Below are 24,508 nucleotides of genomic sequence, written 5' to 3'. Positions count from 1 at the left end.
CGGCCCCCGCCACATCTCAGGTCGCCTCTCATGATACCCGTCAGTTCCTTCAACGACCGCGCCGTGGCCCTGTTCGGCCTCGGCGGTTCCGGCCTTGCCACCGCGCGCGCGCTGATCGCCGGCGGTGCGCGCGTCACGGCGTGGGACGATTCGCCCGCCTCGGTGGAAAAGGCGGCGGCGGAGGGCATTCCCACCGGCGATCTACGTGCGCTCGACTGGAGCGCGGCGGATGCGCTGGTGCTGGCGCCGGGCGTGCCGCTGACCCATCCCGTACCACATTGGAGCGTAAAACTGGCGCAGGAAGCCGGAGTCGAGGTGATCGGCGACATCGAGCTGTTCTGCCGCGAGCGCCGGCTGGCGACGCGCCGCCCGCCCTTCGCGGCGATCACCGGCACCAATGGCAAGTCGACCACGACGGCGCTGCTCGCCCATCTCATGAAGGTCGGCGGGCGCGATGCGCAGATCGGCGGCAATTTCGGCCCGGCCATCCTCGGGCTGGAACCGCCGAAGCCGGGGCGGGTCTATGTGATCGAATGCTCGTCCTACCAGATCGACCTCGCCCCCAGCCTCGACCCGGCGGTCGGCATCCTGCTCAACCTCTCGCCCGATCACCTCGACCGCCACGGCTCCATGGAGCACTACGCTGCGGTGAAGGAGTGGCTCATCGCCGGGGTCGAGGCCGGCGGCACGGCGGTAATCGGCGTCGACGACGAATGGAGCCGGGCGATCGCCGACCGTGCCGAGGCGGCGGGCAAGAATGTCGTGCGCATCTCCGTGCGGGAGCGACTTCGCGATGGTATCTGGCTGGATGGGGACCATCTCGTCGTCACCAATGACGCCTCCACCGAATTCAGCCTTCCGCTCGCCGGCATCGGCTCGCTGCGCGGCGCGCACAATGCGCAGAACGCCGCCGCCGCCTTTGCCGCCGCGCGGGCCCTCGGGCTGGCGCCGGAAGTGATCGCCACCGGGATCAAGAGCTTCCCCGGCCTCGCACACCGCATGGAGCAGGTGCGTACGATCGGCAACGTGCTGTTCGTCAACGATTCCAAGGCGACCAATGCCGACGCGGCCGAGCGCGCGCTGGTCTCGTTCGACGAGATCTTCTGGATCGCCGGCGGCAAGCCCAAGGCGGGCGGCATCGCGCCGCTTGCGCCCTGTTTCCCACGGGTGAAGAAGGCCTATCTGATCGGTGAGGCCGCCGAGGAGTTTGCCGCCACTCTGGGCGATGCGGTTGCCTTCGAGAGGAGCGGCACGCTCGACGTGGCGGTCGCCAGTGCAGCGCGCGACGCGGCGGCGTCCGGGCTGGCCCATCCCGTGGTCCTGCTCTCGCCAGCCTGCGCCAGCTTCGACCAGTTCCGCAACTTCGAGGTGCGGGGCGATGCCTTTCGCGACCTCGTCAGGCAGCTGTCGGAATGAGGCTCTCGACATCCTGCCCGGCGCGCGTCCTATTATGAGTTGTGCGGCGCGGCAGGTTGATGTCGGCTTTTCGCGCCTGCGCCGCCATCGGAACTCTTGATGCCTGACACGTGGTCTCCGGCATGGATGGAATGGGTCGGAGCGCCCCTGCTGTTGCTGGCGCCGGACCGCACCACCGTGGTGGCGATCAACGGCGCGGCGCGGCGGCTTTTCTCCAGCATCGCGCCGCCGGGCCTGCCCGCGCCGCTCGACCTCATGATCGGCCCCGAGGCCGCGCAGGTCTTCGCCGCGTCTCTGGCCGCCCCGGAAGGCAGGGGCGAGGGCGCGACAGTCGAGGCGCGCATCGGCGGCCGGCCGCATCGCATCGCGCTGGAGGCCTCGGTGGTCGATGCACCGGACGGACACTGGCTGGTCACGGTGCACGATCGCGTGACCGAGCGCGAGGCCGGCAGCGCCATCTCGAACGTGTTCGAGGACCTGCAATCCTTTCTCGAATGGCTGCCGGTCGGCATCGAGATCTATGACGAGAGCGGGCGCGGCGTGTTCGCCAACAGCCACGGCGCGCGGCTGTTCGGCTGGGAGCGGGATGAACTCACCGATCTCGACCTGTGGTGGGAGCGCACCTATCCCGACCCGGATTATCGGGCGCTGGCCATGGCGGCCTGGGACCAGGCCTTCATCCTCTCGCGTTCCGAAGGCGTGGCCGTTTCGATGACGGACTGGAAGGTGACCTGCAAGGACGGGTCGCAGAAGTTCGTCCATTTCCGCTTCCGCTCGATCGCCGACCATCAGGTGGTGATCTATTGGGACGTGTCCGAGGAGCGGGAGGCTCAGGCGGAGTTGCGCCGTTTCGCCGAAACCGACGATCTCACCGGCCTGCTCAACCGGCGGCGCTTCTTCGCGGATGCGGCGCGGGTGCTCGAAGAGGCGGCCGGAACCGGGGAGCCGGTCGCGGTGCTGATGATCGACCTCGACTATTTCAAGGTGATCAACGATCGCTACGGCCACGCCGTGGGAGATGCGGTGCTGCGCGACTTTGCCCTGCGCTGTTCCGGCGCGCTCGGCGATGGCATTCTGGCGCGCCTCGGCGGCGAGGAGTTCGTGGCGCTGCTGCCGGGACATGATCATGGCGCCGCGCTGCGCCGCGCGGAGGAATTGCGCCGGCTGACGGCGAGCGCGCCGGTGCTGTTCGATAGTCACCGGCTGGCACTGACCGCCAGCATCGGCGTCGCCGTCGCCTCTGCGCCCTTCGACATCGATTCGCTGCTGGCGCGCGCCGACCGCGCCGTCTACGCGGCGAAGGGGGCGGGACGGAACCGGGTAAGCCTGGACGAGGCCCGTCCGGGTGCCGTCTGAACGCCTCCCGCCGGCGGTGCATGACGCTGCTGCGCCGCAACATTCCCATTGACGGTTTCGTGATGCACTGAGAGCATGCATGCTCAACCGTGAGGCAGATGTCCGCGGAGTTCGGCTAACCAAGGTGGCGGGTTCGACCGGCGGTCGGTTGCCGGCGGCACCGATCCCTTTTTCAGGGGACTTGCGTCATGAGCGTTCAAGCGAATGAAGGCTCGCCGCCCGCGAGCGGCGGCGGCGTCACCTACACGAGCGTCGACATCGCCTATTTCGAGGCGCGCGGCCTCAAGCGTTACGCCGGAGTCGCCTCGCTATGGGCGCTGGGCGTCGGCGCCGTCATCTCCGGCCATTTCTCCGGCTGGAATCTCGGCCTGTCGACCGGCGGCTGGGGCGGGCTGTTTATCGCCGCCATCATCATCGCCATCATGTATCTCGGCCTGACGCTGTCGATCGCCGAGATGTCCTCCGCCCTGCCGCACACCGGCGCCGCCTATTCCTTCGCCCGCACCGCCATGGGGCCGTGGGGCGGCTTCATCACCGGCCTGTGCGAGAACGTCGAATACGTCATCACGCCGGCCGTGGTGGTGTTCTTCATCGGCTCCTATCTCGGCTCGATTTTCGGCACGCCGACGGAGTTCCAACCGGTCTACTGGGTGTTCGGCTATATCGTGTTCGTCGGGCTGAACGTCGTCGGCGTCGAATTGTCCTTCAAGGTGACGCTGATCGTCACGCTCGCGGCGCTCGCCTGCCTGGTGGCCTTCTGGGTCAGCGCGCTGCCCAATATCGACTTCACCCGCTGGGCGCTGAATATCGGCGCGGACGGTGCCGAGCTGCCGGAAGGCGGCGGGCCGTTCCTGCCCTTTGGCATCCATGGCGTGCTGGCCTCGCTGCCCTTCGCGGTGTGGCTGTTCCTCGCCATCGAGCAATTGCCGCTGGCGGCGGAAGAATCGGTCGACCCCAAGCGCGACCTGCCGCGCGGCATCATCCTCGGCATTTCGACGCTGATCGTTTCCGCCTTCATGATCCTGTGGCTGAACTCCTCCGTGGCCAACGGCGCCTTCGCGCTCGGCAAGTCGGGCGAGCCGCTGCTCGACGGCTTCCGCGCCATCTATGGCGACGGTCTCGCCAAGGTGCTGGCGCTGGTGGCGGTGATCGGTCTGATCGCCTCGTTCCACACCATCATCTACGCGCAGGGCCGGCAGATCTATTCGCTGTCACGCGCGGGCTATTTCCCGCGCTGGATGTCGATCACCCACGGCACCCGCAAGACCCCGCACCTCGCCATGCTGGTCGGCGCGGTGGTGGCGCTGCTGCTGATGCTGGCGATCTGGTTCGGCGTGGGGGCGGAGCAGGGTGCGCTGGTCATCGGCGGCACGCTGCTGAACATGGCGGTGTTCGGCGCCATGCTGTCCTATGTGATGCAGGCGCTTTCCTTCATCCTGCTGCGTCGGAACGCCCCGCATATCGAGCGGCCCTATCGCAGCCCGTTCGGCATCGTCGGCGCCGGCCTCACCGTTATCATCGCCGTGGTGACGCTGTTCTACCAGCTCTCCGACCCCGTCTACCGGGCGGGCGTGATCGGCGTCGCCATCTGGTTCGCGCTCGGCGTGGTGTATTTCGCGCTCAAGGGCCGCCACAAGCTGGTGCTCTCTCCCGAGGAGGAGTTCGCGCTCTCCAAGGGCACGTCGGAGTACAAGTCGCACTAAGCCGTCTCGTCCGGTATCCACACACGACGTCATCCCGGACGGCCGCAAGGCCGATCCGGGATCCGTGGACTTTCCGAGTGACGATCCCGGCTCTTCGCTGCACCTCGACCGGGATGACGGCCTTGGATTGAAGGCGACGTGCTCTCCATTAAGCCGGCGTCAACCTTAATCGTTCGATAGTCCGGGCAGCGTATTCCCGGAGTGGCGTTTCATGATTTCGCGTGCCGAACGGACCGTGGTCGGCGAATGGTGGTGGACCATCGATCGCCTGCTGCTCGGGGCGCTGGCCGCCTTGATGATCATCGGCATCGTGCTGGCGCTGGCGGCAAGCCCCCCGGTGGCGGCGCGCCTGGGCATCGCCGATCCGTTTCACTTCGTGAACCGGCAGGTGATGTTCCTCGTCCCCGCCCTGATCGTGCTGATCGCCACCTCGTTGCTCTCGCCGCGCAACATCCGCCGGCTGTCGCTGGTGCTGTTCATCCTGTTCCTCGGCCTCGTCTGTGCCACGCTGGTGATCGGTCCCGAGGTAAAGGGCGCCCGGCGCTGGCTCACCGTCGCCGGCATCACCGTGCAGCCCTCCGAATTCCTGAAGCCCAGCTTCGTCATCATCGCCGCCTGGCTGTTCTCCGAGAGCGTGCGGCGGCCGGAGATGCCGGGCCAGTTCCTCGCCATCGGGCTGCTCGGCATGGTGGTGACGCCACTGGTGATGCAGCCGGACTTCGGCCAGACCATGCTGGTCTCGCTTGTGTGGGGCAGCCTGTTCTTCCTCGCGGGGCTCAGGATGATCTGGGTGATTGGCCTTGGCGGCGTCGGCGCCACCGGGCTGTTCATCGCCTATACGCTGGTGCCGCACGTCACCAAGCGCATCGACCGCTTCCTCGACCCGGAATCGGGCGACACCTACCAGATTGACCTTGCCATCGATTCCTTCCTCAATGGCGGTTGGCTCGGACAGGGACCGGGCGAGGGCACCTACAAGAAGGTGCTGCCGGACGGCCACACCGACTTCATCTTCGCCGTCGCCGGCGAGGAATTCGGCGCGGTGCTGTGCATGATCATCGCCGGCCTGTTCGCCTTCATCGTGCTGCGCTCGCTCAACCGGGCGATGAACGACGAGGACCCCTTCGTGCGCTTCGCCATTGCCGGGCTCACCATCCTGTTCGGGCTGCAGTCCTGCATCAACATGATGGTCAACCTGCACATGATGCCGGCCAAGGGCATGACGCTGCCCTTCGTCTCCTATGGCGGTTCCTCGCTGCTCTCGCTGGCCTATGGCATGGGCATGCTGCTGGCGCTGACCCGGCGGCGCCCACGCACGGCGACGCTTGCGGAGCTGGAACGTCTCGGCACGCGGATCGGGAGTCCCGTTGGTCGTTCTTCCGGCGCCCCGGCGCCCCGGCCGGCCTGAGGACGCATCATGGCCGCTGCCGAGAAGCCTCTGGTCCTGCTCGCCGCCGGGGGAACCGGCGGCCACCTGTTTCCGGCCGAGGCGCTGGCCGGCGCCCTGACCCGGCGCGGCGTCACCGTCGACCTCGCGACCGACGCGCGCGCCGCGCGCTATGCAGGCCATTTCCCGGCGCGCAAGCTGCATGTGCTGCCGGCCGACACGGTGCGCGGGCGCTCGCCGCTGGAGCTGGGCAAGACCGTGCTGGCGCTGGGCTCGGGCATCGTCCGAGGCTACCGGCTGATGCGGGCCCTGCGGCCGGCGGCGGTGGTCGGCTTCGGCGGCTATCCCACCGTGCCTCCGCTGCTCGCTGCCCATCTTGCCGGGCAGACGACGCTGATACATGAGGCCAACGCCGTGATGGGGCGCGCTAACGCGCTGCTCGCCCGACGCGTCACCGCCATCGCCACCGGCTATCCCGACATCTTCAAGGACCGGCCGGAACTGGCCGCCAAGGCGCATCACACCGGCAATCCGGTCCGCCCGGCGGTGATCGCGGCGGTGGCGCCCTATGAGCCGCCGGCAGTCGGTGGGCGGCTGAACCTGCTGGTGTTCGGTGGCAGTCAGGGCGCGCGGGTGATGAGCGAGATCGTCCCGCCGGCCATCGCGCATCTGGTCGAGACGCTCGCCCCGGCGCTGCGCACACGGCTTTCCATCGTGCAGCAGGCGCGTCCTGAGGACATTGACGCAGTGCGCGCGGTCTATGACCGGCTGGGCGTCCAGGCCGAGCTCGCGCCGTTCTTCAACGACCTGCCGGCGCGCATGGCGGGCGCGCATCTCGTCATCGCCCGCTCCGGCGCCTCGACGGTGGCCGAGCTCGGCGTGATAGGCCGGCCTTCCGTGCTGGTGCCGCTGCCCGGCGCCATCGACCAGGACCAGCTCGCCAACGCCACCGCTCTGGCCGATGGCGGCGGGGCGGTGCTGATGCCGCAGAGCCGGTTCACCCCGGAGCGCCTCGCCGAACTGATCGCGCTCCACGCGGCCGAGCCGGGGCGTCTTGCCGCCATGGCGGAGGCCGCGCGCCACATGGGCCGGGCCGACGCCGCCGAGCGGCTGGCCGACCTCGTCGTTCGAATTGCCAAGATCGATGTGTAGCCCCGGTATCATAGGCGGGATGACGCGGAGCGGCGCCTCGACTATTCCTGCGCGCCGGCAAGTTGCGCCTGCACCCGTCCTGCGTGCAGGCCTAGGGAACAACGCATGAAACTTCCGCTCTCACTCGGCCCCATCCACTTCGTCGGCATCGGCGGCATCGGCATGAGCGGCATCGCCGAGGTGCTGCACAATCTCGGCTACACGGTGCAGGGCTCCGATGTCGCCGAGAGCGCCAATGTGAAGCGCCTTGCGGAGAAGGGCATCAAGGTACTGATCGGCCACGCCGCGGAGAACATCGCCGGCGCCGAGGTGCTGGTCGTCTCCTCCGCCATCAAGCGCGACAATCCCGAGCTGGTCGCCGCCCGCGCCGGCCGCCTGCCGGTCGTGCGCCGCGCCGAGATGCTGGCCGAGCTGATGCGGCTGAAGTCCTGCGTCGCCATTGCCGGCACCCATGGCAAGACCACGACCACCTCTCTGGTCGCCACCCTGCTCGATGCCGGTGGCTTCGACCCGACCGTGATCAATGGCGGCATCATCAACGCCTACGGCACCAATGCGCGCCTCGGCGATGGCGAGTGGATGGTGGTCGAGGCGGACGAGAGCGACGGCACCTTCCTGAAGCTGCCGGTCGAGGTCGCCATCGTCACCAATATCGACCCCGAGCATCTCGATCACTTCAAGACCTTCGAGGCGGTGCAGGCGGCGTTCCGCTCCTTCGTCGACAACCTGCCGTTTTACGGTTTCGCGGTCATGTGCACCGACCATCCGGTGGTGCACGACCTGGTCGGCCACGTGGAAGACCGACGGGTCATCACCTATGGCGAGAACCCGCAGGCGGATGCGCGCCTCGTCGACCTCGATTTGCGCGGCGGGCGCTCGCGCTTTTCGGTGCTCCTGCGCAATCGCGTCGGCGATGCGGTGCACGAACTGCGCCACCTCGTGCTGCCGATGCCGGGCAAGCACAATGCGCTTAACGCCACCGCCGCCATCGCCGTGGCGCATGAGCTGGGTGCCACCGACGAGCAGATCCGCACCGCGTTGGCCGGCTTCGGCGGGGTGAAGCGGCGCTTCACCCTCACCGGCGAGGTGGGCGGCGTGACCATCTTCGACGATTACGGCCACCACCCGGTGGAGATCGCCGCCGTGCTCCGCGCCGCTCGCGCCTCCACCGAGGGGCAGGTAATCGCCATCGTGCAACCGCACCGCTACACGCGCCTGCAGTCGCTGTTCGACCAGTTCGCCACCTGTTTCAACGACGCCGACCATGTCATCGTCGCCGACGTCTACGCGGCGGGCGAGGCGCCGATCCCCGGCGTCGACCGCGACCATCTCGTCGAGGCGCTGCGGGCGCGCGGCCACCGCTCGGTGCAGCCGCTGCCGGGCCCTGACGCGCTGGCCGGCATCGTGAAGGGGCTGGCCAAGCCCGGCGACTACGTCATCTGCCTCGGCGCCGGCAACATCACCCAATGGGCTTATGCCCTGCCGGAGCAGCTTGGGCGGGAGGCGTAGGCGTGAGCTTCCCCGATCTCGTTCCCGACCTCTCCGCCCGCCTGCCGGCGCTGCGCGGGCGGCTGATCGCCAACCAGCCACTGGCGGACCTCACCTGGTTCCGTGTCGGCGGACCGGCGCAACTGCTGTTCACCCCGGCGGACGAGGCGGACCTCGCCTATTTCCTCAAGGGCCTGCCGGCCGACATTCCGGTCACCGTGATCGGCCTCGGCTCGAACCTCATCGTGCGTGACGGCGGGGTGCCGGGCGTGGTCATCCGGCTGGGGCGCGGTTTCGCGGACATCGCGGTGGAGGAGGGTCATAGGCTTCGTGCCGGCACCGCCGTGCCGGACGTGAAGCTCGCCCGCGCGGCGGCGGACGCGGGCATTGACGGGCTGGCCTTCTATCGCGGCATTCCCGGCGGGCTCGGCGGCGCTTTGCGGATGAACGCCGGCGCCCATGGCGGCGAGACCCGCGATTGCCTGATCGAGGCGCGGGCGGTCGACCGGGCAGGCAATATCCATGTGCTCGCCAATGCCGACTTCGGCTTCCATTACCGCCATTCCGACGCACCGGCCGACTTCATCTTCACCAGCGCGCTCTATCAGGGACGGCCGGGCGATCCGGCGACGATCCTCGCCGAGATGGACCGCATCACCCAGGCGCGCGAGGCGTCCCAGCCGATCCGCGAGAAGACCGGCGGCTCGACCTTCAAGAATCCACCCGGCCACAAGGCGTGGCAGCTGGTCGATGCCGCCGGCTGCCGAGGGCTGACGGTAGGCGCCGCGCAGGTCTCGCCGATGCACTGCAATTTCCTGATCAATACCGGTGGCGCCAGCGCGGCCGACATCGAGGGGCTGGGCGAGGAAGTCCGTCGTCGCGTGAAGGCCCAGTCCGGCGTGGAGCTGGAGTGGGAAATCAAGCGCATCGGCGTCGCCGCCTGAACAGGGGTGCGCGCAGACACGCGCCCGATGGGCGCGAGGAGAAGAGCATGTCGAAGCACGTCGCCGTCCTGATGGGCGGCTGGTCGGCGGAGCGCGAGGTGTCGCTCCGCTCGGGCGAAGCCTGCGCCAGGGCGGCGGAGAGCGTCGGCTACCGCGTCTCCCGCGTCGATGTGGGGCGCAACATCGCCGAGGTGATGACGCAGCTCCGGCCAGACGTGGTGCTCAACGCGCTGCATGGGCGGCCGGGCGAGGATGGCACCATACAGGGCATCCTCGAAGTGCTCGCCATCCCCTACACCCACTCCGGCGTGCTGGCTTCGGCGCTCGCCATGAACAAGGCCCAGGCCAAGATCGTTCTCGCTGCGCACGGCATTCCCGTGCCCGAGGGGAACGTGGTGACGCGGGCGGAGGCGGCGCGCACGCATGTGTTGCCGCGTCCCTATGTGCTGAAGCCGGTCGCCGATGGCTCCTCGGTGGGCGTGTTCATCGTGACGGAGGAACACGAGCACCCGCCGCAGGAGCTGAATCGCCCCGACTGGGCGCATGGTGATTTGCTTCTGGCCGAGCGCTACATCCCCGGATTGGAGCTCACCTGTGCCGTGATGGACGGCAAGGCGCTCGATGTCATCGAAATTCAATCCGCCGTAAGCTTCTATGATTACGAGGCAAAATACGCCCCGGGCGGTTCTGTTCACATTCTTCCGGCCCGAATTTTACCGAATGTTTACCAAAAGGTACGGATGCTAGCGGTCAAGGCGCATGACGCGCTTGGCTGTCGGGGCATCAGCAGGTCGGATTTCCGCTACGACGACACGACCGGGGACGAATCCGGTCTGGTCTGTCTGGAGGTCAACACGCAGCCCGGAATGACCGAGACGTCGCTTGTGCCCGAACTGGCTGCCCATGCGGGCCATTCGTTCGGTGAGCTTGTACGATGGATGGTGGAGGACGCTTCGCTCGACCGCTGACCCCGACGCCCAAGGCGCGGGGCGGGCGCGAAGGCGCGGCTAGTGATTCGCGGCGGAGCGAGAGCCCGCGTCGCATGCCCAAGCGCCTCGCGCCCACCGCGAGCGCCGATGGCGGACGCGTCCGCATTCTCGACCGGGCGATCATCGGCGGCCGGCGCTTCTTCGTCGGCCTCTCGGCCTCGCGCGCCGCCACCTGCGGCGCCGGCACCTGGTTGGTCGCGCTGCTGTTCGCCGCCACCGGGGCCTATGGCCTTCAGCGCGGCGGCCACATGCCGGTCGCCATCGAGACCGCCCGCGACATGGCGGATGCGGCGGCCAACCTCGCCGGCTTCCGGATCGCCAACGTCAATCTCTCCGGCCAGAATCACGTCACGCCGGGCGACATCCTCGCCACGGCCGGCGTAAAGCCGACGTCCTCTCTGGTGTTCCTCGACGCCGAGGCCGCCCGCACGCGGCTTGAGGAACTGCCCTGGATCAAGCGCGCCACCGTGCAGAAGCTCTATCCCGACCGGCTCGATATCCAGCTGGTCGAGCGCGAGGGCTTCGCGCTCTGGCAGAAGGACGGCAAGATCAACGTCATCGCCCGCGACGGCACCATCATCGCCCCCTATTCCGACGATCCGCGCTTCATCCGCCTGCCGATCGTGGTCGGTGACGGCGCGGAGAAGAGCGTCACCGAGATCGTCGAAGCGCTGAGCCTCGTGCCCGGCGTGCGCGACCAGGTGCGGGCCGCCATCCGAGTCGCCGACCGCCGCTGGACGCTGAAGATGCGCAACGGCATCGATGTGCGCCTGCCCGAGCACGGCCTCGTCGATGCGCTGCAGGAGCTCGCGGTGCTCGACCGCGACAAGCAGCTGCTCACCCGCGATGTCACCATCATCGACCTGCGCATTGCCGACCGTGTGTCGGTGCGCCTGTCGGATGCCGCTTACGAGGCGCGCCAAGTGGACCTCAAGGCCCAGTCAAAAAAGAAGGGGGGCAATACATGAAGCCCCGCGCTCCGTTCGAGATCGCGCCGAAGATGCGTCCCATCGCGCCACGTCGCAGCGGCGTCGTCGGCGTGCTGGAGGTCGGCACCTCCAAGATCGTCTGCATGATCGCCCGGCTGAAGCCGCGCGATTCGTCCAACAGCCTGCGTCGGCGCACCCACTCGGTGGACGTGCTCGGCATCGGCCATACCAGCGCGCACGGCATCAAGGGCGGTGCGGTGATCGACATGGAGCGCGCCGAGCACGCCATCCGCCGCGCGGTCGATGCCGCCGAGCGCATGGCTGGCGCGCAGATCGCCTCGGTCGTCGTCTCAATGGCGGGCGGCCGGCTGTCGTCGGATCACTTCGCCGCCGAGGTCGACCTGCCGGAGCCGGCGGTGGCCGAGGGCGACATCCGCCGTGTGCTCGACGCCGCCTCCACCTTCGCCATCGGCGAGGGCCGCACCATCCTGCACGCGCTGCCCGTGGGCTACGCGCTCGACGGCGTGTCCGGCATCGGCGAGCCGCGCGGCATGCTGGGGCGCCGGCTCGGCGTCGACCTGCACGTCATCACCGCCGAGGCGTCGGCGGTGCGCAATCTGCTGCTGTGCATCGAGCGCTGCCATCTCGGCGTCGAGGCCATGGTGTCCGCGCCTTATGCGGCCTCGCTCGCCACGCTGGCCGATGACGAGGCCGAACTCGGCGTGACGCTGATCGATTTCGGCGCCGGCACCACCACGGTCGCGGTAGTGGAGAACGGTCATTGCGTGCATGTCGACGGCGTCGCCATCGGCGGCCAGCATGTGACCAACGATGTGGCGCGCGGCCTCTCGACCCGCCTCGCCGATGCCGAGCGGCTGAAGAGCCTGCACGGCGGCGTCACGGTTGTCGGCGCGGATGACCGCGAAATGCTCACCGTGCCGCCGATCGCCGACGATCACCACGATCTGCCGCGGGCGATCCCGAAGTCGCGCCTGCTCAAGATCATCCGCCCGCGGGTGGAGGAGATCATCGAATTGGTGCGCGACCGGCTGATCGCCTCGGGCCATGCGGCCGGTGCCGGTCGGCGCATCGTGCTCACGGGCGGTGCGGCGCAGCTCACCGGCCATGCCGAACTGGTCGGCCAGGTGCTGGGCGGACAGGTGCGCATCGGCCGCCCGCTCGGCATTTCCCGGCTTCCCGAGGCGGCACGGGGAGCGCCCTTCGCCGTCGCCACCGGGCTTCTCGTCTATCCGCAGGTCGCGGGCCTCGAGCATTTCGAGGCGCGCCGCCGTCGGCTCTCCCAAGCGGAGGCTGACGGATATTTCTCGCGCGTCGGGCATTGGCTGAGGGAGGCCTTCTGACGTGTTCCATTCAATCCGCGCCGGCGGAACCGGCACTATCGTGATCGAGCAGGGACGTGAGCCCGCCGGCGTTTGGGGACAACAGCCATGACCATCAACCTCCAGGTACCTGACATCCGCGAACTGCGTCCCCGGATCACCGTGTTCGGCGTCGGCGGCGCGGGCGGCAATGCCGTCAACAACATGATCACGGCCGGCCTGTCGGGCGTCGACTTCGTCGTCGCCAACACCGACGCGCAGGCACTGAGCCTCTCCAAGGCAGAGCGCATCGTTCAGATGGGCGTGGCCGTCACCGAGGGCCTGGGCGCCGGCTCGCAGCCGGAAGTCGGCCGCGCGGCCGCCGAGGAAGCGCTCGACGAGATCCGCGACCACCTCGCCGGCGCGCATATGGTGTTCATCACCGCTGGCATGGGCGGCGGCACCGGCACCGGCGCCGCGCCGGTCATCGCCCGTGCGGCCCGCGAGCTGGGCATCCTCACCGTCGGTGTGGTGACTAAGCCCTTCCACTTCGAGGGCCAGCGCCGTATGCGCATCGGCGAGATGGGCATCGCCGAGCTGCAGAAGGGCGTCGACACCCTCATCGTCATCCCGAACCAGAACCTGTTCCGGGTCGCCAACGAGCGCACCACCTTCGCCGACGCCTTCGCCATGGCGGACCAGGTGCTCTATTCCGGCGTCGCCTGCATCACCGACCTGATGGTGAAGGAAGGCCTGATCAACCTCGACTTCGCCGACGTCCGCGCCGTGATGCGCGAGATGGGCAAGGCGATGATGGGCACCGGCGAAGCCTCCGGCGAGAAGCGCGCGCTGCACGCGGCCGAGGCGGCGATTGCCAATCCGCTGCTCGACGAGGTGTCGATGCGCGGTGCACGCGGCTTGCTGATCTCGATCACCGGCGGCAAGGACCTCACCCTGTTCGAGGTGGACGAGGCGGCGACCCGCATCCGCGAGGAAGTCGATCCGGACGCCAACATCATCCTCGGCGCCACCTTCGACGAGACATTGGAGGGCCTGATCCGCGTGTCGGTGGTCGCCACCGGGATCGACCCTGCGGTCATTCCCGAGCAGATCCCGCATCAGTTCGCCAACCTCGCCGATATTGGCGGGCGCCGCGTCTCCAATGCCGGCCGCGCCGCCGTCGAGGCGCGCCGCGATGCCGCTCTGCGCTCGGTGGCGAGCGCGCTGAGCGAGGACACGCTGAGCTACGGCAACGAGCCGGCCCATGCCTATGAGCCGACCTTCGCGGCGGCAGCGGCGAGCGACCACAATTATGGTGGCGAGCCGGACTATGCCGATCACGCGCCCACCGCGATCGACGACGTCACCATCCGTCAGCTGGCGCCCAAGCCGGCCCTCTACGCCGAGCCGGAGCCGGCGCCGATGAACGAGGCGGTCTATGATGACGAGCCGTTCGAGCCCTTCATACCGCCGCAGGCCGAGCGTCCTTCGCCGCGCATGCCGCGTGTCGACGAACTCCCGATCCCGGCGCAGAACCAGATCCGCGCCGCGCGCGGCGAGCCGACCGAACAGCACCAGGCCGAGAAGAAGCGCATGACGCTGCTCCAGCGCCTCGCCAATGTCGGCCTCGGCCGCCACAGCGACGAGGACGAGGTCGATCCGCCGGCGGAGATGCGTCCGGTGGTGCGTCGCGCCCCGCAGCCCGAGGCCCGTCCGCTGGCCGAGCGCCGTCCGGAGCAGTCCGAGTTCGCCAAGCGTCCGGCTGCCCGCACCGATGCCCACGGACGCCCGGTGGCCGCCCGTCCGTCCGAGGACGACCACCTCGACATCCCCGCTTTCCTGCGCCGTCAGGGCTGATCGCGGACGAGGCGGCGGAGCCCTTCGCCGCCTCTGTTACACGGATGATAACGCATCGCAGCGCCCGGGCCTCGCGGCTCGGGCGTAATTCATTGATTGTAAAGGATTATCTGATTTGCTGCGTCTGCGGTGCAACGGTAACAGACGGTAAGCAAGCGTGATTTGGCACGCTCCGGACGCACCGATATCTTGCCTGCCAACGATAAGCCGTCGGCGCGGATTCGGTTCCCGGTCCCAGTAACTGACGGTTAACTTTGTTGGTTTTGGGGTAATGGGGAGGGCGGCACCTTTTTGGTCCGCTCGCTGGGTCTGGAATGAATGCAGTAAGACAGACCACCATCGGCGACGTCGTGACGCTCCAGGGCGTCGGCGTTCATTCCGGCAAGGAAGCTCGGTTGAGCATCGCTCCTGCCACCGCCGATACGGGCATCGTCTTCCGCCGTTCCGACTCCTCCCAATCCGTCCGTGTCGGCCGTCGCGCCGTGCGCGGCAGCGACCTCGCCACCGTCCTGCGCGACGAGAGCGGCCCGGCCGTCTCCACCGTCGAGCATCTCCTCGCCTGTTTCTCCGGCCTCGGCATCGACAATGCCCATGTCGAGATCGACGGGCCGGAAGTGCCGATCCTCGACGGCAGCGCCGACATGTTCGTTTCCGCGGTCGACGAGGCGGGCATTGTCGAGACCGACGCCGCCCGCCGCTATCTGCGTGTGCTCAAGACCATCCGCATCGAGACCGAGCAGGGTTTCGGCGAGCTTTCCCCCTATGATGCCGGCTTCCGGCTCGAGGTCGAGATCGACTTCGCCCATGCCGCCATTGGTCGCCAGCGTTATGCCGCGACCCTTTCTCCGGGCGTGTTCCGTAAGGAACTGGCGCCGGCCCGCACCTTCGGCTTCGTGTCCGACGTGGAGCGCCTCTGGCAGGCCGGCTATGCGCTGGGCGCCTCGCTCGACAATACGATCTGCCTCGGCGAGGACGGCATCGTGAACGATACCGGCCTGCGCTTCTCCGACGAGTTCGTTCGCCACAAGGCGCTCGACGCAGTGGGCGACCTCTCGCTCGGCGGCCTGCCGATGCTGGCGCGTTACCGCTCCTACAAGGGCGGCCACAAGCTGAATTTCGCCGTGGTCGACGCCCTGCTCTCCGACCGCTCCGCCTATGAGATCGTCGAGGCCCGCGTGCCGGCGCGCCGTAGCGTGCGCAGCGACGCCGGTATCATCGCGGTCGCGGTGCCGGCCTTCGCGCCGGAATTCTGACGCGCTGGAACAGGGCGGCGTCATTCTCCCACTGCGGCCTGTCGGCAACGCCGCGCCCGTATTCGGCGGGGGGCTTGCGAGCATGCGGCCGGTCGCCATAATCCGGTCGGAAAGCGCCTATAGCGCAACAGTCCTAGCCTTTGGCTGATCAGCGACCAGATCGGGATTGAGTTTGTGACGCGTCTTCTCAACCACGTCCGTTCCAGCCAGCGCGCCGAGGCTGCGATCCGCGCCCTGCGCCAGCCCACGCTCGCGCTGCGGCTTGCCGGGCTTCTGCTCATCGGCGCCTCGCTCGGCGCCTGCTCCGGCGGCATCTTCGATACCAACAAGGAAGAGGTCATCTACCCGGACGTTCCGGCCGAGCAGCGCTACAATGAGGGGCTGACCCTCATGCAGAAGGAAGACTATGCCGAGGCGATCCGTCGCTTCGAGGACGTCGACCGCCAGCACCCCTATTCGGACTGGGCGCGCAAGGCGATGCTGATGATCGCCTACATCAATTATACCCAGGGCCAGTATGACGAGTGCGTCGGCGCCGCCCGCCGCTATCTCACCCTGCATCCGGGCTCGGCCGATGCCGCCTATGCGCAGTTCCTGATCGCCTCGTCCTATTACGACCAGATCCCCGACATCTCGCGCGACCAGCAGCGCACCCAGCGCGCTATCGACGCGCTGGAGGAGATCGTCCGCAAGTACCCGGAGACGGAGTACGCCGTCAGCGCGAAGAAGAAGATCGAGGTCGCGCGCGACCAGCTCGCCGGCAAGGAGATGATGGTCGGGCGCTACTATCTCGAGCAGCGCAACTATGCCGGCGCCATCAACCGCTTCAAGGTGGTCGTCACCAAGTACCAGACGACCCGCCATGTCGAGGAAGCGCTGTACCGGCTGACGGAAGCCTACATGTCGCTGGGCATCGTCAGCGAGGCGCAGACATCGGCCGCCGTGCTCGGCTACAATTTCCCCGACAGCAGCTGGTACAAGGACGCCTACAAGCTGGTCGAATCGCGCGGCGTGAGCCCGCAGATGAACGAGCAGTCGTGGATCTCCAAGGCGTTCAAGGGCTTCGGTCTCGGCGGGAAGGTCTAGGGCCTTCCGGGAAGCCGCGAGCCTGCGGTTTCCGCGCGAAGCTGTGCGAACAGAATAAGAACAACGGTGCGCAATCGCGCCTGACCTGCTAGAAGGCGGGGGTTGACCCGTACTGCCCTCGCGGATTCGTTCTGGAGCGTCACGCATGCTGGCCGCCCTGTCGATCAGGGATATCGTCCTCATCGAGCGGCTCGATCTTTCCTTCCTGCCCGGCCTCACCGTGCTGACCGGCGAGACCGGTGCGGGCAAGTCGATCCTGCTCGACGCTTTCACCCTCGCGCTCGGCGGGCGCGGCGATGGCTCGCTGGTGCGCCAGGGGCTCGGACAGGGCCAGGTGACGGCCGAATTCGACCTGCCCGCCGATCATCCCGTGCGCGCGCTGCTCACCGAGGCCGGCATCGACGATGACGGCGCGCTCGTGCTGCGCCGGGTGCAGCATGCGGATGGGCGCACGCGCGCCTTCGTCAACGACCAGTCGGTGAGCGCGCAGATGCTGCGCACGCTGGGCCGGAGCCTCGTCGAGATTCATGGTCAGCATGACGACCGCGCGCTGGTCGATCCCGCCTCGCACCGCGCCCTGCTCGACGCTTATGGCGGGCTTGCCGGCCTTGCCGAGGAAACCGCCGTGCTGTGGCGGCGCTGGCGGGCCGCGCGCACCGAGGCCGCCGGCGAGAAGGCGCGTCTCGACGAAGCGGCACAGGAGGCGGACTTTATCCGCCATGCGGTGGATGAACTCACCAAGCTCAGTCCCGAGCCGGGCGAGGAGGAACGCCTCGCGACGCGCCGCACCGAGATGATGCGCTTCGAGAAGATCGCCACCGACCTTTCCGACGCGCAGGACGCCGTGGGCGGCGCCAACTCGCCGATTCCCGGCCTTGCTTCCGCCGTGCGCCGGCTGGAGCGGCGCGCGGGCGAGGTGGAGGCGCTGGTTCGCCCGGCGGTGGAGGCGATCGACGCGGCGCTGAACGCGCTGGAACTCGCGAGCACGCATCTGGAGGCCGCACTGCGCGAGGCGGATTTCGACCCGCGCGAGCTGGAGCGCATAGAGGAGCGGCTGTTCGGCCTGCGCGCCGCCGCGCGCAAATATGCCTGCACGGTCGACGCCTTGCCGGCGATTGCGACACGCTTTGCCGACAAGCTCGATGCGCTGGACCATGGCGCGGAGACGCTGCGGGTGCTGGAGGCGCGCGCCGCCGAGGCCGAGGCGGAGTATCGCCGTGCGGCCCGTGACCTCTCCACTCGCCGGCACACGGCCGCCGCCGCGCTGGATGCGGCGGTGAATGCCGAGCTGCCGCCGCTGAAGCTGGAGCGCGCGCGCTTCATCACCGATTGCCAGTCGAATGAGGACGAGGCCCAGCCGGACGGCTATGATCGCATCGAGTTCTGGGTGCAGACCAATCCCGGCACCCGCCCTGGCCCGATGATGAAGGTCGCCTCGGGTGGCGAACTCGCCCGTTTCCTGCTGGCGCTCAAGGTGGTGCTGGCCGACAAGGGCTCGGCGCCGACCCTGGTGTTCGACGAGATCGACACCGGCGTCGGCGGCGCGGTGGCGGACGCGATCGGCGGCCGGCTGGCCCGGCTCGGCGAGCGAGTGCAGGTAGTGGCGGTGACGCACGCCCCGCAAGTGGCCGCCCGCGCTGAGAATCATTTCCGCATCGCCAAGGAGATGGTCGCCGAGCATGACCGCGTGGCGACGCGCGTCGCCACGCTCGCCGCCGACCATCGCCGCGAGGAGATCGCCCGCATGCTGTCGGGCGCTGAAGTCACGTCCGAGGCGCGCGCGGCGGCCGACAGGCTGCTCAAGAGCGCCGAATCCGCTAAATGAGGCGGCATGAGCGCGAGAACTCCCGAGACTGACGTCGAGAAGCTGACCGCCGACGAGGCGGCCAGGGAACATGCCCGGCTTGGCGAGGAGATCGCCGGCCATGACCGGCGCTACTATCAGGACGACGCGCCGACCGTCTCCGACGCGGAATATGATGCGTTGCGCCGGCGCTATGAGGCGATCGAGGCCGCATATCCCGAGCTTCGCGGCATCGACAGCCTCTCCGACAAGGTGGGCGCCGCTCCCGCCGCAAAATTTGCTAAGGTGCGCCACCGCGTGCCGATGCTCTCGCTCGGCAATGCCTTTGCCGACGACGATGTCGAGGAGTTCGTCGCCCGCATCCGCCGCTTCCTCGGACTCCCGACCGATGCGGACGTCACCTTCACCGCCGAGCCGAAGATCGACGGTCTGTCCTGCTCGTTGCGCTATGAGAACGGGGTGTTCGTGCAGGCAGCGACGCGCGGCGACGGCTTCGAGGGCGAGGACGTCACTGCCAATGTGCGCACCATTTCCGAAATACCGAGCCGGCTAACTGGCGAGGACGTGCCCGCAGTCTTCGAGGTGCGCGGCGAGGTCTATATGGGCCATGCCGATTTCGCCGCGATCAACGAGCGGCAATCGGCGGCGGGCAGGCCGCTCTTCGCCAATCCCCGCAATGCGGCGGCGGGCAGCCTGCGCCAGCTCGACCCGGCGATCACCGCGAGCCGGCCGCTGCGCTTCTTCGCCTATGCCTGGGGTGAGGTTGGGGAAGGCGGGCTTCCCGCCGACACGCAGTTCGGCGTGATCAAGGCGTTCGCGCGCTGGGGCCTGCCGACCAACCCGCTCACCGTGCTGTGCCATTCCGCCGCTGAACTGCTAGCGCATTACCGGCGTATCGGCGACGGGCGCGCCGGCCTCGGCTACGACATTGACGGCGTGGTCTACAAGGTGGACAGCCTCGCGCTGCAGGGCCGGCTCGGCTTCGTCTCGCGCTCGCCGCGCTGGGCGATCGCGCATAAATTCCCGGCGCAGCGGGCAATCACCCAGCTGGAGCGAATCGAGATCCAGGTCGGGCGCACCGGCGCGCTGACCCCGGTCGCCAAGCTGACGCCGATTACCGTTGGCGGTGTCGTGGTGTCGAACGCCTCTCTGCACAATGAGGACTACATCAAGGGCATCGGCGGCAGCGGCGAGCCGATCCGCGGCACCTTCGAGGACCAGCCGGTCGACATACGCGAGGGCGACTGGGTGACGATCCAGCGCGCCGGCGACGTGATCCCGCAAGTGGTCGACGTGGTGCTGGAGCGACGCCCGCCGGAGGCGAGGCCCTATTCCTTCCCCACCGTGTGTCCCGCCTGCGGCTCGCACGCCGTGCGCGAGGACGGAGAGGTGGTGCGCCGCTGTACCGGTGGGCTGATCTGCCCGGCGCAGGCGGTGGAGCGCATTCGCCACTTCGTCTCGCGCGACGCCTTCGATATCGAGGGGCTGGGCGAGAAGCAGGTGCAGGCCTTTCACGACTGGGGGCTGGTGAAGCAGCCGGCCGACATCTTCACGCTCGAAGCCCGTGACAGCGATCCGTCGTCGCTCACCCGGCTGAAGAATCGCGACGGCTGGGGCGAGATCTCGGCGAAGAACCTGTTCGCCGCCATCGAGGAGCGCCGGCATGTGCCGGTGAACCGCTTCCTTTATGCACTGGGCATCCGCCATGTCGGCGAAACCAACGCCAAGCGGCTGATGCGGCACTTCCTTACCCTCGAGGCATTGCGCGAAACGGCACGGGCGGCGGTCATGCCGGGCGAGGTGCACCCCAAGGGCAACGAGGCCTGGGCCGAGTTGACCGGCATCGAGGGGATCGGCGCGGTGGTGGCCGAGGCGGTGGTGGATTTCTTCCAGGAGCCGAACAACGAGGCCGTGCTCGACGCGCTGGTACGGGAGGTGACGCCCGAGCCGATGGAGGCGGTCGCCGCCGCCACCGCTGTCGCCGGCAAGACGGTGGTGTTCACCGGCGCGCTGGAGAAGATGACGCGCGACGAGGCCAAGGCGATGGCGGAACGGCTGGGGGCCAAGGTCGCGGGTTCGGTGTCGAAGAAGACGGATTATGTCGTCGCCGGTGCGGATGCCGGCTCCAAGCTCGCCAAGGCGCGCGAGCTCGGCGTCGCTGTGCTGAGCGAGGATGAATGGCTTATCCTCGCGGGCGCCGGCTGAGCCCGGCTCGCTCTTTTCCCGGCCGGGCGCGTTCCGGCCAGCATCGTTCTCCGCCACTATGGGAGCCGAACATGGCCGGAACCGCGCTGCTCATCATCGACCTGCAGAACGATTATTTCCCCGAAGGACGGTTTCCGCTGGTCGGTATCGAGGCGGCCACGCAGCAGGCGGCCAGGCTGCTGAACGCCGCGCGCGCGAAGGGGCTGCCGGTGGTGCATGTGCGCCATGAGGAGGACTCCGCCGAGGCGCCGTTCTTCGTCGCGGGCACCGATGGCGCGCGGATCAATCCGGTGGTGGCGCCGGCGGCCGGCGAGCCGGTTATCGTCAAGCACAACATCAATGCGTTTCTGGGAACCGACCTCGACGCGGTTCTCAAGCAGGCGGGTGCGAGCGATCTCATCATCGCCGGCGCGATGAGCCACATGTGCGTGGATGCGGCGACGCGGGCGGCGCTCGACCTCGGCTATGGGGTGACGCTGGCGCATGATGCGGCGGCCACGTGTGATCTCTCCTTCGGTGGTGTCGATGTGCCGGCGGTCAGCGTGCAGGCAGCGCTGATGGCGGCGCTCGAATTCGCCGGCGCGACGCTCCGGCCTGTAGCGGAGATATCCGGGGACTGGTCGTCGCCGCGCTGAAGGCGGGCGAAGTTTTGCCCCGGCGGGAGGCCGTCTCCTGCCGGGTTTATTCGCCGCCTTTGCTCTTCGCGGTGACGGATTGGAAGAGGAAGTCCTGATACGAGAACTGCTCGATGAGCCGGTATTTGTCGCCCAACGCGAGGGCGACACTCTCCACGTCCGACGTCTCGACAAGGATGAAGTCCGGCCGATGCCGTTCCAGGTCGAGCCCCTTGAGAACCGGCAGTTCATACCCTTCGACATCCAGCGAGAACAGGTCGATGGGCGGATTGCCGGCTTCTTCAAGTATGTCGGAGAGGGTACGCACCTGCGCCGTGACGAAGGGAATGTTCTTGCCGAACCAGCCGGCCCAGTGAAACGCCTTGCCGTTGCTGTGGATACTGCTCACGTGATCGCGAAACGGGAAGGAAATCGTCGTGCCGGCGCTCTCGGGAGCGCCCAGTGCTGCATGAACGACCTTTGCCTTGCGGAATTTGCGCGCGAGCTTCACCAGCGGTTCACTGGGCTCGATCAGAAGGCCGTTCCAGCCGCGCACGCGTTCGAGGAAATAGGTGTTCGACTGGTCGATGCCATCATTCGCGCCGGCTTCGATGAAGAAACCCGTGGGGCGATCTGAGAGGTACTGGTCGAGCTTCCGGTCCATTCCGTGAGCGCCGGTATAGGGCGATACGCCGAGAAGTTCCTTGAGCCGAAGCCGATAGTATTTGATGTATTTCTTGCTTCGGACTCCGATGACGCGTGCAAGTGCGATCTTCAACGAATCCGAAACAGCCATGGGGCGACTCCGCGCAAGATCTGATGCGCGATGGTAGTCTCATGCCAAGCGATCAGCAACGTGCCGACGTGCTGGCCGGTGCGATGTGCCGGCCAGCGGGCACGATTAGATTCGGCCGGTCAGCATCATTACGATGAGCACGACGAGAAGAATGGTGACGATGCCGCTTGGCCCATAGCCCCAACTGCGGCTGTAGCCCCAGCTGGGCAGCGCGCCGACCAGTATCAGGATAAGAATGACGATCAGGATCGTGGTCATTGTGGCGTCTCCATCTGCCCCGTTACATTGGTCGGGACAGCAACGCCGCGTGTGCGGCGAAGGTTCCATCGAACCTCCACCTTTGAAGCCTCATGCACTACGTGCGATCAGTCTCGCAGCGGCGCGGTGGCGGCTGCGAGCCAGGCGCGCGTCGCCGTGTCGACCAGCGGGCTGATCTCCTCGAGGACGCGGGCGTGGTAGCGGTCGAGCCAGGCGATCTCGTCGGGCGTCAGCAGGGAAAGGTCGATGGCCCGCCGATCGAAAGGGGCGAGCGTCAGCGTCTCGAAAGCGAGGAGAGGGCGCTCCGCACCGTCCATCGCCGGCGCCTGCGTGACGATTTCGAGGTTCTCCAGCCGCACGCCGAAATGGCCGGTCTTGTAGTAGCCGGGCTCGTTGGAGAGCACCATGCCGCGGGCCAGCGGCACGGTGCCGAGCTTGGAAATGCGCGCCGGCCCTTCATGCACGGAGAGATAAGCGCCGACGCCGTGGCCGGTGCCATGGTCGAAATCAAGCCCGGCCGACCAGAGGAATTGTCGCGCGAAGGGATCGAGTTGCGCACCCGAGGTGCCGACGGGAAACACCGCGCGGGCGATGGCGATATGGCCTTTCAGCACGCGGGTGAAGCGATCGCGCCGCTCGGCGTCGACTTCGCCGACGGCGATGGTGCGGGTCACGTCGGTGGTGCCGTCTTCGTACTGACCGCCGGAATCGATGAGGAACAGTTCGTTGAGACCGATGCGGCGGTTCGTCGTCTCGCTCACCCGGTAATGCGGTAGCGCGGCGTTCGGGCCGGCGCCGGCGATGGAGGGGAAGGAGACGTCCTTCAGGGCCCCGGTCTCGCGGCGGAAGCTCTCCAGCGCGCAGACCGCATCAATCTCGGTGAGAGCGCCCGTGGGCGCTTCGGCGTCGAGCCAGGCGAGGAAGCGGGCGAGCGCGGCGCCGTCGCGTCGGTGCGCGGCACGCATGCCCTCGAGCTCGGCGACGTTCTTCGCCGCCTGCATGAGCGCGACTGGGCTGGCGCCAGCGGAGACCTTGCCGCCCGCCGCCTCGACGCGCGAGGCGAGCAGCGCGGGAGCGGTAGCCTGATCGAGCCTAATGGTGGCGCCGCTAGCCGCGATGAGGTCGACCGCGCGTTCTAGCAGCATCGGTTCGAGGATTTCCGCGTGGCGGGCAAGCGCGTCGCGCGTCGCGTTGGAAAGCTTGCGGCCGTCGACGAACAGTGTTGGTCGACCTTCGCGCGGCAGGATCGCCCAGGAGAGCGGCAGCGGGGTGAAGGAGACGTCGCCGCCGCGAATGTTGAAGGTCCAGGCGACCGCGTGGGGGTCGGACAGCACCAGCGCGTCGAGCTTTTCCTCGGCGAGCGCGGCGCTGATGCGGGCGAGTTTCTCCTCGGTGGTCTCGCCGGCCAGGGCCGGATCGCGCAGCACCACCGGCGCGGCCGGCGCGGGCGGGCGGTCTTGCCACACCGCGTCGAGCGGATTGGTGTCGACCGCCACTAGCGTGCCCTCGGCGGCGGCCACCGCGCGGCGCAGCTTGGCCAGCCCGTCAATGGTGATCAGCCAGGGATCGTAGCCGAAATGCGCGCCAGCCGGCAGGTTCTTCTCCAGCCAGCGCTCGGCGGTCGTCTCGGCCAGCGGGACCACCTCGAAGGAGGCGGGATCGGTCTGCACCGCGGCCTGCAGCGTGTAGCGCCCGTCCACCACGATGGCCGCGCGCTCGCGCAGCACGAGGGCGACGCCGGCCGAGCCGGTGAAGCCGGTGAGCCAGGCCAGCCGCTCGTCGCAGGGCGGGACATATTCGTTCTGGTGTGCGTCGGCGCGGGGCACGATGAAGCCGTCGAGCCCGCGTCGCTCCAGCTCGGCGCGCAGCAGTTTCAGGTGCTCCGTTCCCAGCGCGGGAGCGGCGGAATCGGCAAAGGTCTGGAACTTGGCTTCGAACATGACGGCACTCGG

General features: G+C 68.1%; 19 protein-coding genes. 16 read left to right on the top strand and 3 right to left on the bottom strand.

Annotated elements, in window-relative coordinates:
• Positions 1 to 30: 30 nt before the first annotated feature.
• The 16 genes from murD (at position 31) to ACO2RV_RS13330 (ending at position 21,523) form a co-directional block, all read left to right on the top strand.
• A complete protein-coding gene (gene murD, locus ACO2RV_RS13405; protein WP_423293722.1) occupies positions 31 to 1,416 on the top strand; it encodes a UDP-N-acetylmuramoyl-L-alanine--D-glutamate ligase in 1,386 nt (461 codons plus the stop codon).
• Between the two features lie 99 nt (positions 1,417 to 1,515).
• Complete coding sequence (locus ACO2RV_RS13400; protein WP_423293720.1) at positions 1,516 to 2,772, top strand: diguanylate cyclase; 1,257 nt, start codon at positions 1,516 to 1,518, stop codon at positions 2,770 to 2,772.
• 188 nt (positions 2,773 to 2,960) lie between these two features.
• The gene (locus tag ACO2RV_RS13395; protein ID WP_423293719.1) at positions 2,961 to 4,475 is read left to right on the top strand and encodes an amino acid permease; all 1,515 of its coding nucleotides are present in this window, start codon (positions 2,961 to 2,963) and stop codon (positions 4,473 to 4,475) included.
• A 211-nt stretch (positions 4,476 to 4,686) separates the two neighbouring features.
• The gene (gene ftsW, locus ACO2RV_RS13390) at positions 4,687 to 5,883 is read left to right on the top strand and encodes a putative lipid II flippase FtsW (protein ID WP_423293718.1); all 1,197 of its coding nucleotides are present in this window, start codon (positions 4,687 to 4,689) and stop codon (positions 5,881 to 5,883) included.
• A 9-nt stretch (positions 5,884 to 5,892) separates the two neighbouring features.
• The gene (murG, locus tag ACO2RV_RS13385; protein WP_423293716.1) at positions 5,893 to 7,014 is read left to right on the top strand and encodes an undecaprenyldiphospho-muramoylpentapeptide beta-N-acetylglucosaminyltransferase; all 1,122 of its coding nucleotides are present in this window, start codon (positions 5,893 to 5,895) and stop codon (positions 7,012 to 7,014) included.
• A 105-nt stretch (positions 7,015 to 7,119) separates the two neighbouring features.
• The gene (gene murC, locus ACO2RV_RS13380) at positions 7,120 to 8,523 is read left to right on the top strand and encodes a UDP-N-acetylmuramate--L-alanine ligase (RefSeq protein ID WP_423293714.1); all 1,404 of its coding nucleotides are present in this window, start codon (positions 7,120 to 7,122) and stop codon (positions 8,521 to 8,523) included.
• 2 nt (positions 8,524 to 8,525) lie between these two features.
• The gene (murB, locus tag ACO2RV_RS13375) at positions 8,526 to 9,446 is read left to right on the top strand and encodes a UDP-N-acetylmuramate dehydrogenase (protein ID WP_423293712.1); all 921 of its coding nucleotides are present in this window, start codon (positions 8,526 to 8,528) and stop codon (positions 9,444 to 9,446) included.
• Between the two features lie 47 nt (positions 9,447 to 9,493).
• Positions 9,494 to 10,414, top strand: coding sequence for a D-alanine--D-alanine ligase (locus ACO2RV_RS13370; RefSeq protein ID WP_423293710.1), 921 nt, complete (start codon positions 9,494 to 9,496; stop codon positions 10,412 to 10,414).
• A 74-nt stretch (positions 10,415 to 10,488) separates the two neighbouring features.
• Positions 10,489 to 11,403: a cell division protein FtsQ/DivIB gene (locus ACO2RV_RS13365; RefSeq protein ID WP_423293708.1), complete on the top strand. Its 915-nt coding sequence runs from the start codon at positions 10,489 to 10,491 to the stop codon at positions 11,401 to 11,403.
• Positions 11,400 to 12,725, top strand: coding sequence for a cell division protein FtsA (ftsA, locus tag ACO2RV_RS13360; RefSeq protein WP_423293706.1), 1,326 nt, complete (start codon positions 11,400 to 11,402; stop codon positions 12,723 to 12,725). The genes ACO2RV_RS13365 and ftsA overlap by 4 nt, the downstream gene beginning before the upstream one ends.
• An 87-nt stretch (positions 12,726 to 12,812) precedes the next feature.
• Positions 12,813 to 14,540 (top strand): cell division protein FtsZ, encoded by a 1,728-nt coding sequence (gene ftsZ, locus ACO2RV_RS13355; RefSeq protein WP_423293704.1) that lies wholly within the window; start codon positions 12,813 to 12,815, stop codon positions 14,538 to 14,540.
• Positions 14,541 to 14,854: 314 nt separating this feature from the next.
• Positions 14,855 to 15,793 carry a UDP-3-O-acyl-N-acetylglucosamine deacetylase gene (lpxC, locus tag ACO2RV_RS13350; protein ID WP_423293702.1) on the top strand — a complete coding sequence of 313 codons (939 nt, stop codon included), beginning with the start codon at positions 14,855 to 14,857 and terminating at the stop codon, positions 15,791 to 15,793.
• A 255-nt stretch (positions 15,794 to 16,048) separates the two neighbouring features.
• Complete coding sequence (locus ACO2RV_RS13345; protein ID WP_423293774.1) at positions 16,049 to 16,879, top strand: outer membrane protein assembly factor BamD; 831 nt, start codon at positions 16,049 to 16,051, stop codon at positions 16,877 to 16,879.
• A gap of 145 nt (positions 16,880 to 17,024) precedes the next feature.
• Positions 17,025 to 18,704: a DNA repair protein RecN gene (recN, locus tag ACO2RV_RS13340; protein ID WP_423293700.1), complete on the top strand. Its 1,680-nt coding sequence runs from the start codon at positions 17,025 to 17,027 to the stop codon at positions 18,702 to 18,704.
• Positions 18,705 to 18,710: 6 nt separating this feature from the next.
• On the top strand, positions 18,711 to 20,888 hold the full coding sequence (gene ligA / locus ACO2RV_RS13335; RefSeq protein WP_423293698.1) for an NAD-dependent DNA ligase LigA: 2,178 nt from the start codon (positions 18,711 to 18,713) through the stop codon (positions 20,886 to 20,888).
• 71 nt (positions 20,889 to 20,959) lie between these two features.
• Complete coding sequence (locus ACO2RV_RS13330) at positions 20,960 to 21,523, top strand: cysteine hydrolase family protein (RefSeq protein ID WP_423293696.1); 564 nt, start codon at positions 20,960 to 20,962, stop codon at positions 21,521 to 21,523.
• Between the two features lie 46 nt (positions 21,524 to 21,569).
• On the opposite strand, the gene ACO2RV_RS13325 is transcribed toward ACO2RV_RS13330, so the two are convergent.
• The 3 genes from ACO2RV_RS13325 to ACO2RV_RS13315 form a co-directional block, all read right to left on the bottom strand.
• Positions 21,570 to 22,298: an FkbM family methyltransferase gene (locus ACO2RV_RS13325; protein WP_423293694.1), complete on the bottom strand. Its 729-nt coding sequence runs from the start codon at positions 22,296 to 22,298 to the stop codon at positions 21,570 to 21,572.
• 105 nt (positions 22,299 to 22,403) lie between these two features.
• Positions 22,404 to 22,556 carry a DUF3309 domain-containing protein gene (locus tag ACO2RV_RS13320; protein ID WP_423293692.1) on the bottom strand — a complete coding sequence of 51 codons (153 nt, stop codon included), beginning with the start codon at positions 22,554 to 22,556 and terminating at the stop codon, positions 22,404 to 22,406.
• Positions 22,557 to 22,663: 107 nt separating this feature from the next.
• Positions 22,664 to 24,496, bottom strand: a complete 1,833-nt coding sequence (locus tag ACO2RV_RS13315) for an aminopeptidase P family protein (RefSeq protein WP_423293690.1) — start codon at positions 24,494 to 24,496, stop codon at positions 22,664 to 22,666.
• Positions 24,497 to 24,508: the final 12 nt, after the last annotated feature.

The sequence above is a fragment of the Ancylobacter sp. VNQ12 genome (genome assembly GCF_049445835.1).
GTDB lineage: Bacteria > Pseudomonadota > Alphaproteobacteria > Rhizobiales > Xanthobacteraceae > Ancylobacter.
The sequence above is the reverse complement of the archived record's forward strand: the minus strand, read 5'-3'. Positions and strand labels throughout refer to the sequence as shown.

Coding starts and splice junctions, on each gene's coding strand:
- ACO2RV_RS13315 (WP_423293690.1), bottom strand. CDS start 24,496: ATGTTCGAAGCCAAGTTCCAGACCTTTGCCGATTCCGCCGCTCCCGCG.
- lpxC (WP_423293702.1), top strand. CDS start 14,855: ATGAATGCAGTAAGACAGACCACCATCGGCGACGTCGTGACGCTCCAG.
- ACO2RV_RS13395 (WP_423293719.1), top strand. CDS start 2,961: ATGAGCGTTCAAGCGAATGAAGGCTCGCCGCCCGCGAGCGGCGGCGGC.
- ACO2RV_RS13330 (WP_423293696.1), top strand. CDS start 20,960: ATGGCCGGAACCGCGCTGCTCATCATCGACCTGCAGAACGATTATTTC.
- ligA (WP_423293698.1), top strand. CDS start 18,711: ATGAGCGCGAGAACTCCCGAGACTGACGTCGAGAAGCTGACCGCCGAC.
- ftsZ (WP_423293704.1), top strand. CDS start 12,813: ATGACCATCAACCTCCAGGTACCTGACATCCGCGAACTGCGTCCCCGG.
- murD (WP_423293722.1), top strand. CDS start 31: ATGATACCCGTCAGTTCCTTCAACGACCGCGCCGTGGCCCTGTTCGGC.
- recN (WP_423293700.1), top strand. CDS start 17,025: ATGCTGGCCGCCCTGTCGATCAGGGATATCGTCCTCATCGAGCGGCTC.
- ftsW (WP_423293718.1), top strand. CDS start 4,687: ATGATTTCGCGTGCCGAACGGACCGTGGTCGGCGAATGGTGGTGGACC.
- murC (WP_423293714.1), top strand. CDS start 7,120: ATGAAACTTCCGCTCTCACTCGGCCCCATCCACTTCGTCGGCATCGGC.
- ACO2RV_RS13365 (WP_423293708.1), top strand. CDS start 10,489: ATGCCCAAGCGCCTCGCGCCCACCGCGAGCGCCGATGGCGGACGCGTC.
- ACO2RV_RS13320 (WP_423293692.1), bottom strand. CDS start 22,556: ATGACCACGATCCTGATCGTCATTCTTATCCTGATACTGGTCGGCGCG.
- ftsA (WP_423293706.1), top strand. CDS start 11,400: ATGAAGCCCCGCGCTCCGTTCGAGATCGCGCCGAAGATGCGTCCCATC.
- murG (WP_423293716.1), top strand. CDS start 5,893: ATGGCCGCTGCCGAGAAGCCTCTGGTCCTGCTCGCCGCCGGGGGAACC.
- ACO2RV_RS13400 (WP_423293720.1), top strand. CDS start 1,516: ATGCCTGACACGTGGTCTCCGGCATGGATGGAATGGGTCGGAGCGCCC.
- ACO2RV_RS13325 (WP_423293694.1), bottom strand. CDS start 22,298: ATGGCTGTTTCGGATTCGTTGAAGATCGCACTTGCACGCGTCATCGGA.
- ACO2RV_RS13370 (WP_423293710.1), top strand. CDS start 9,494: ATGTCGAAGCACGTCGCCGTCCTGATGGGCGGCTGGTCGGCGGAGCGC.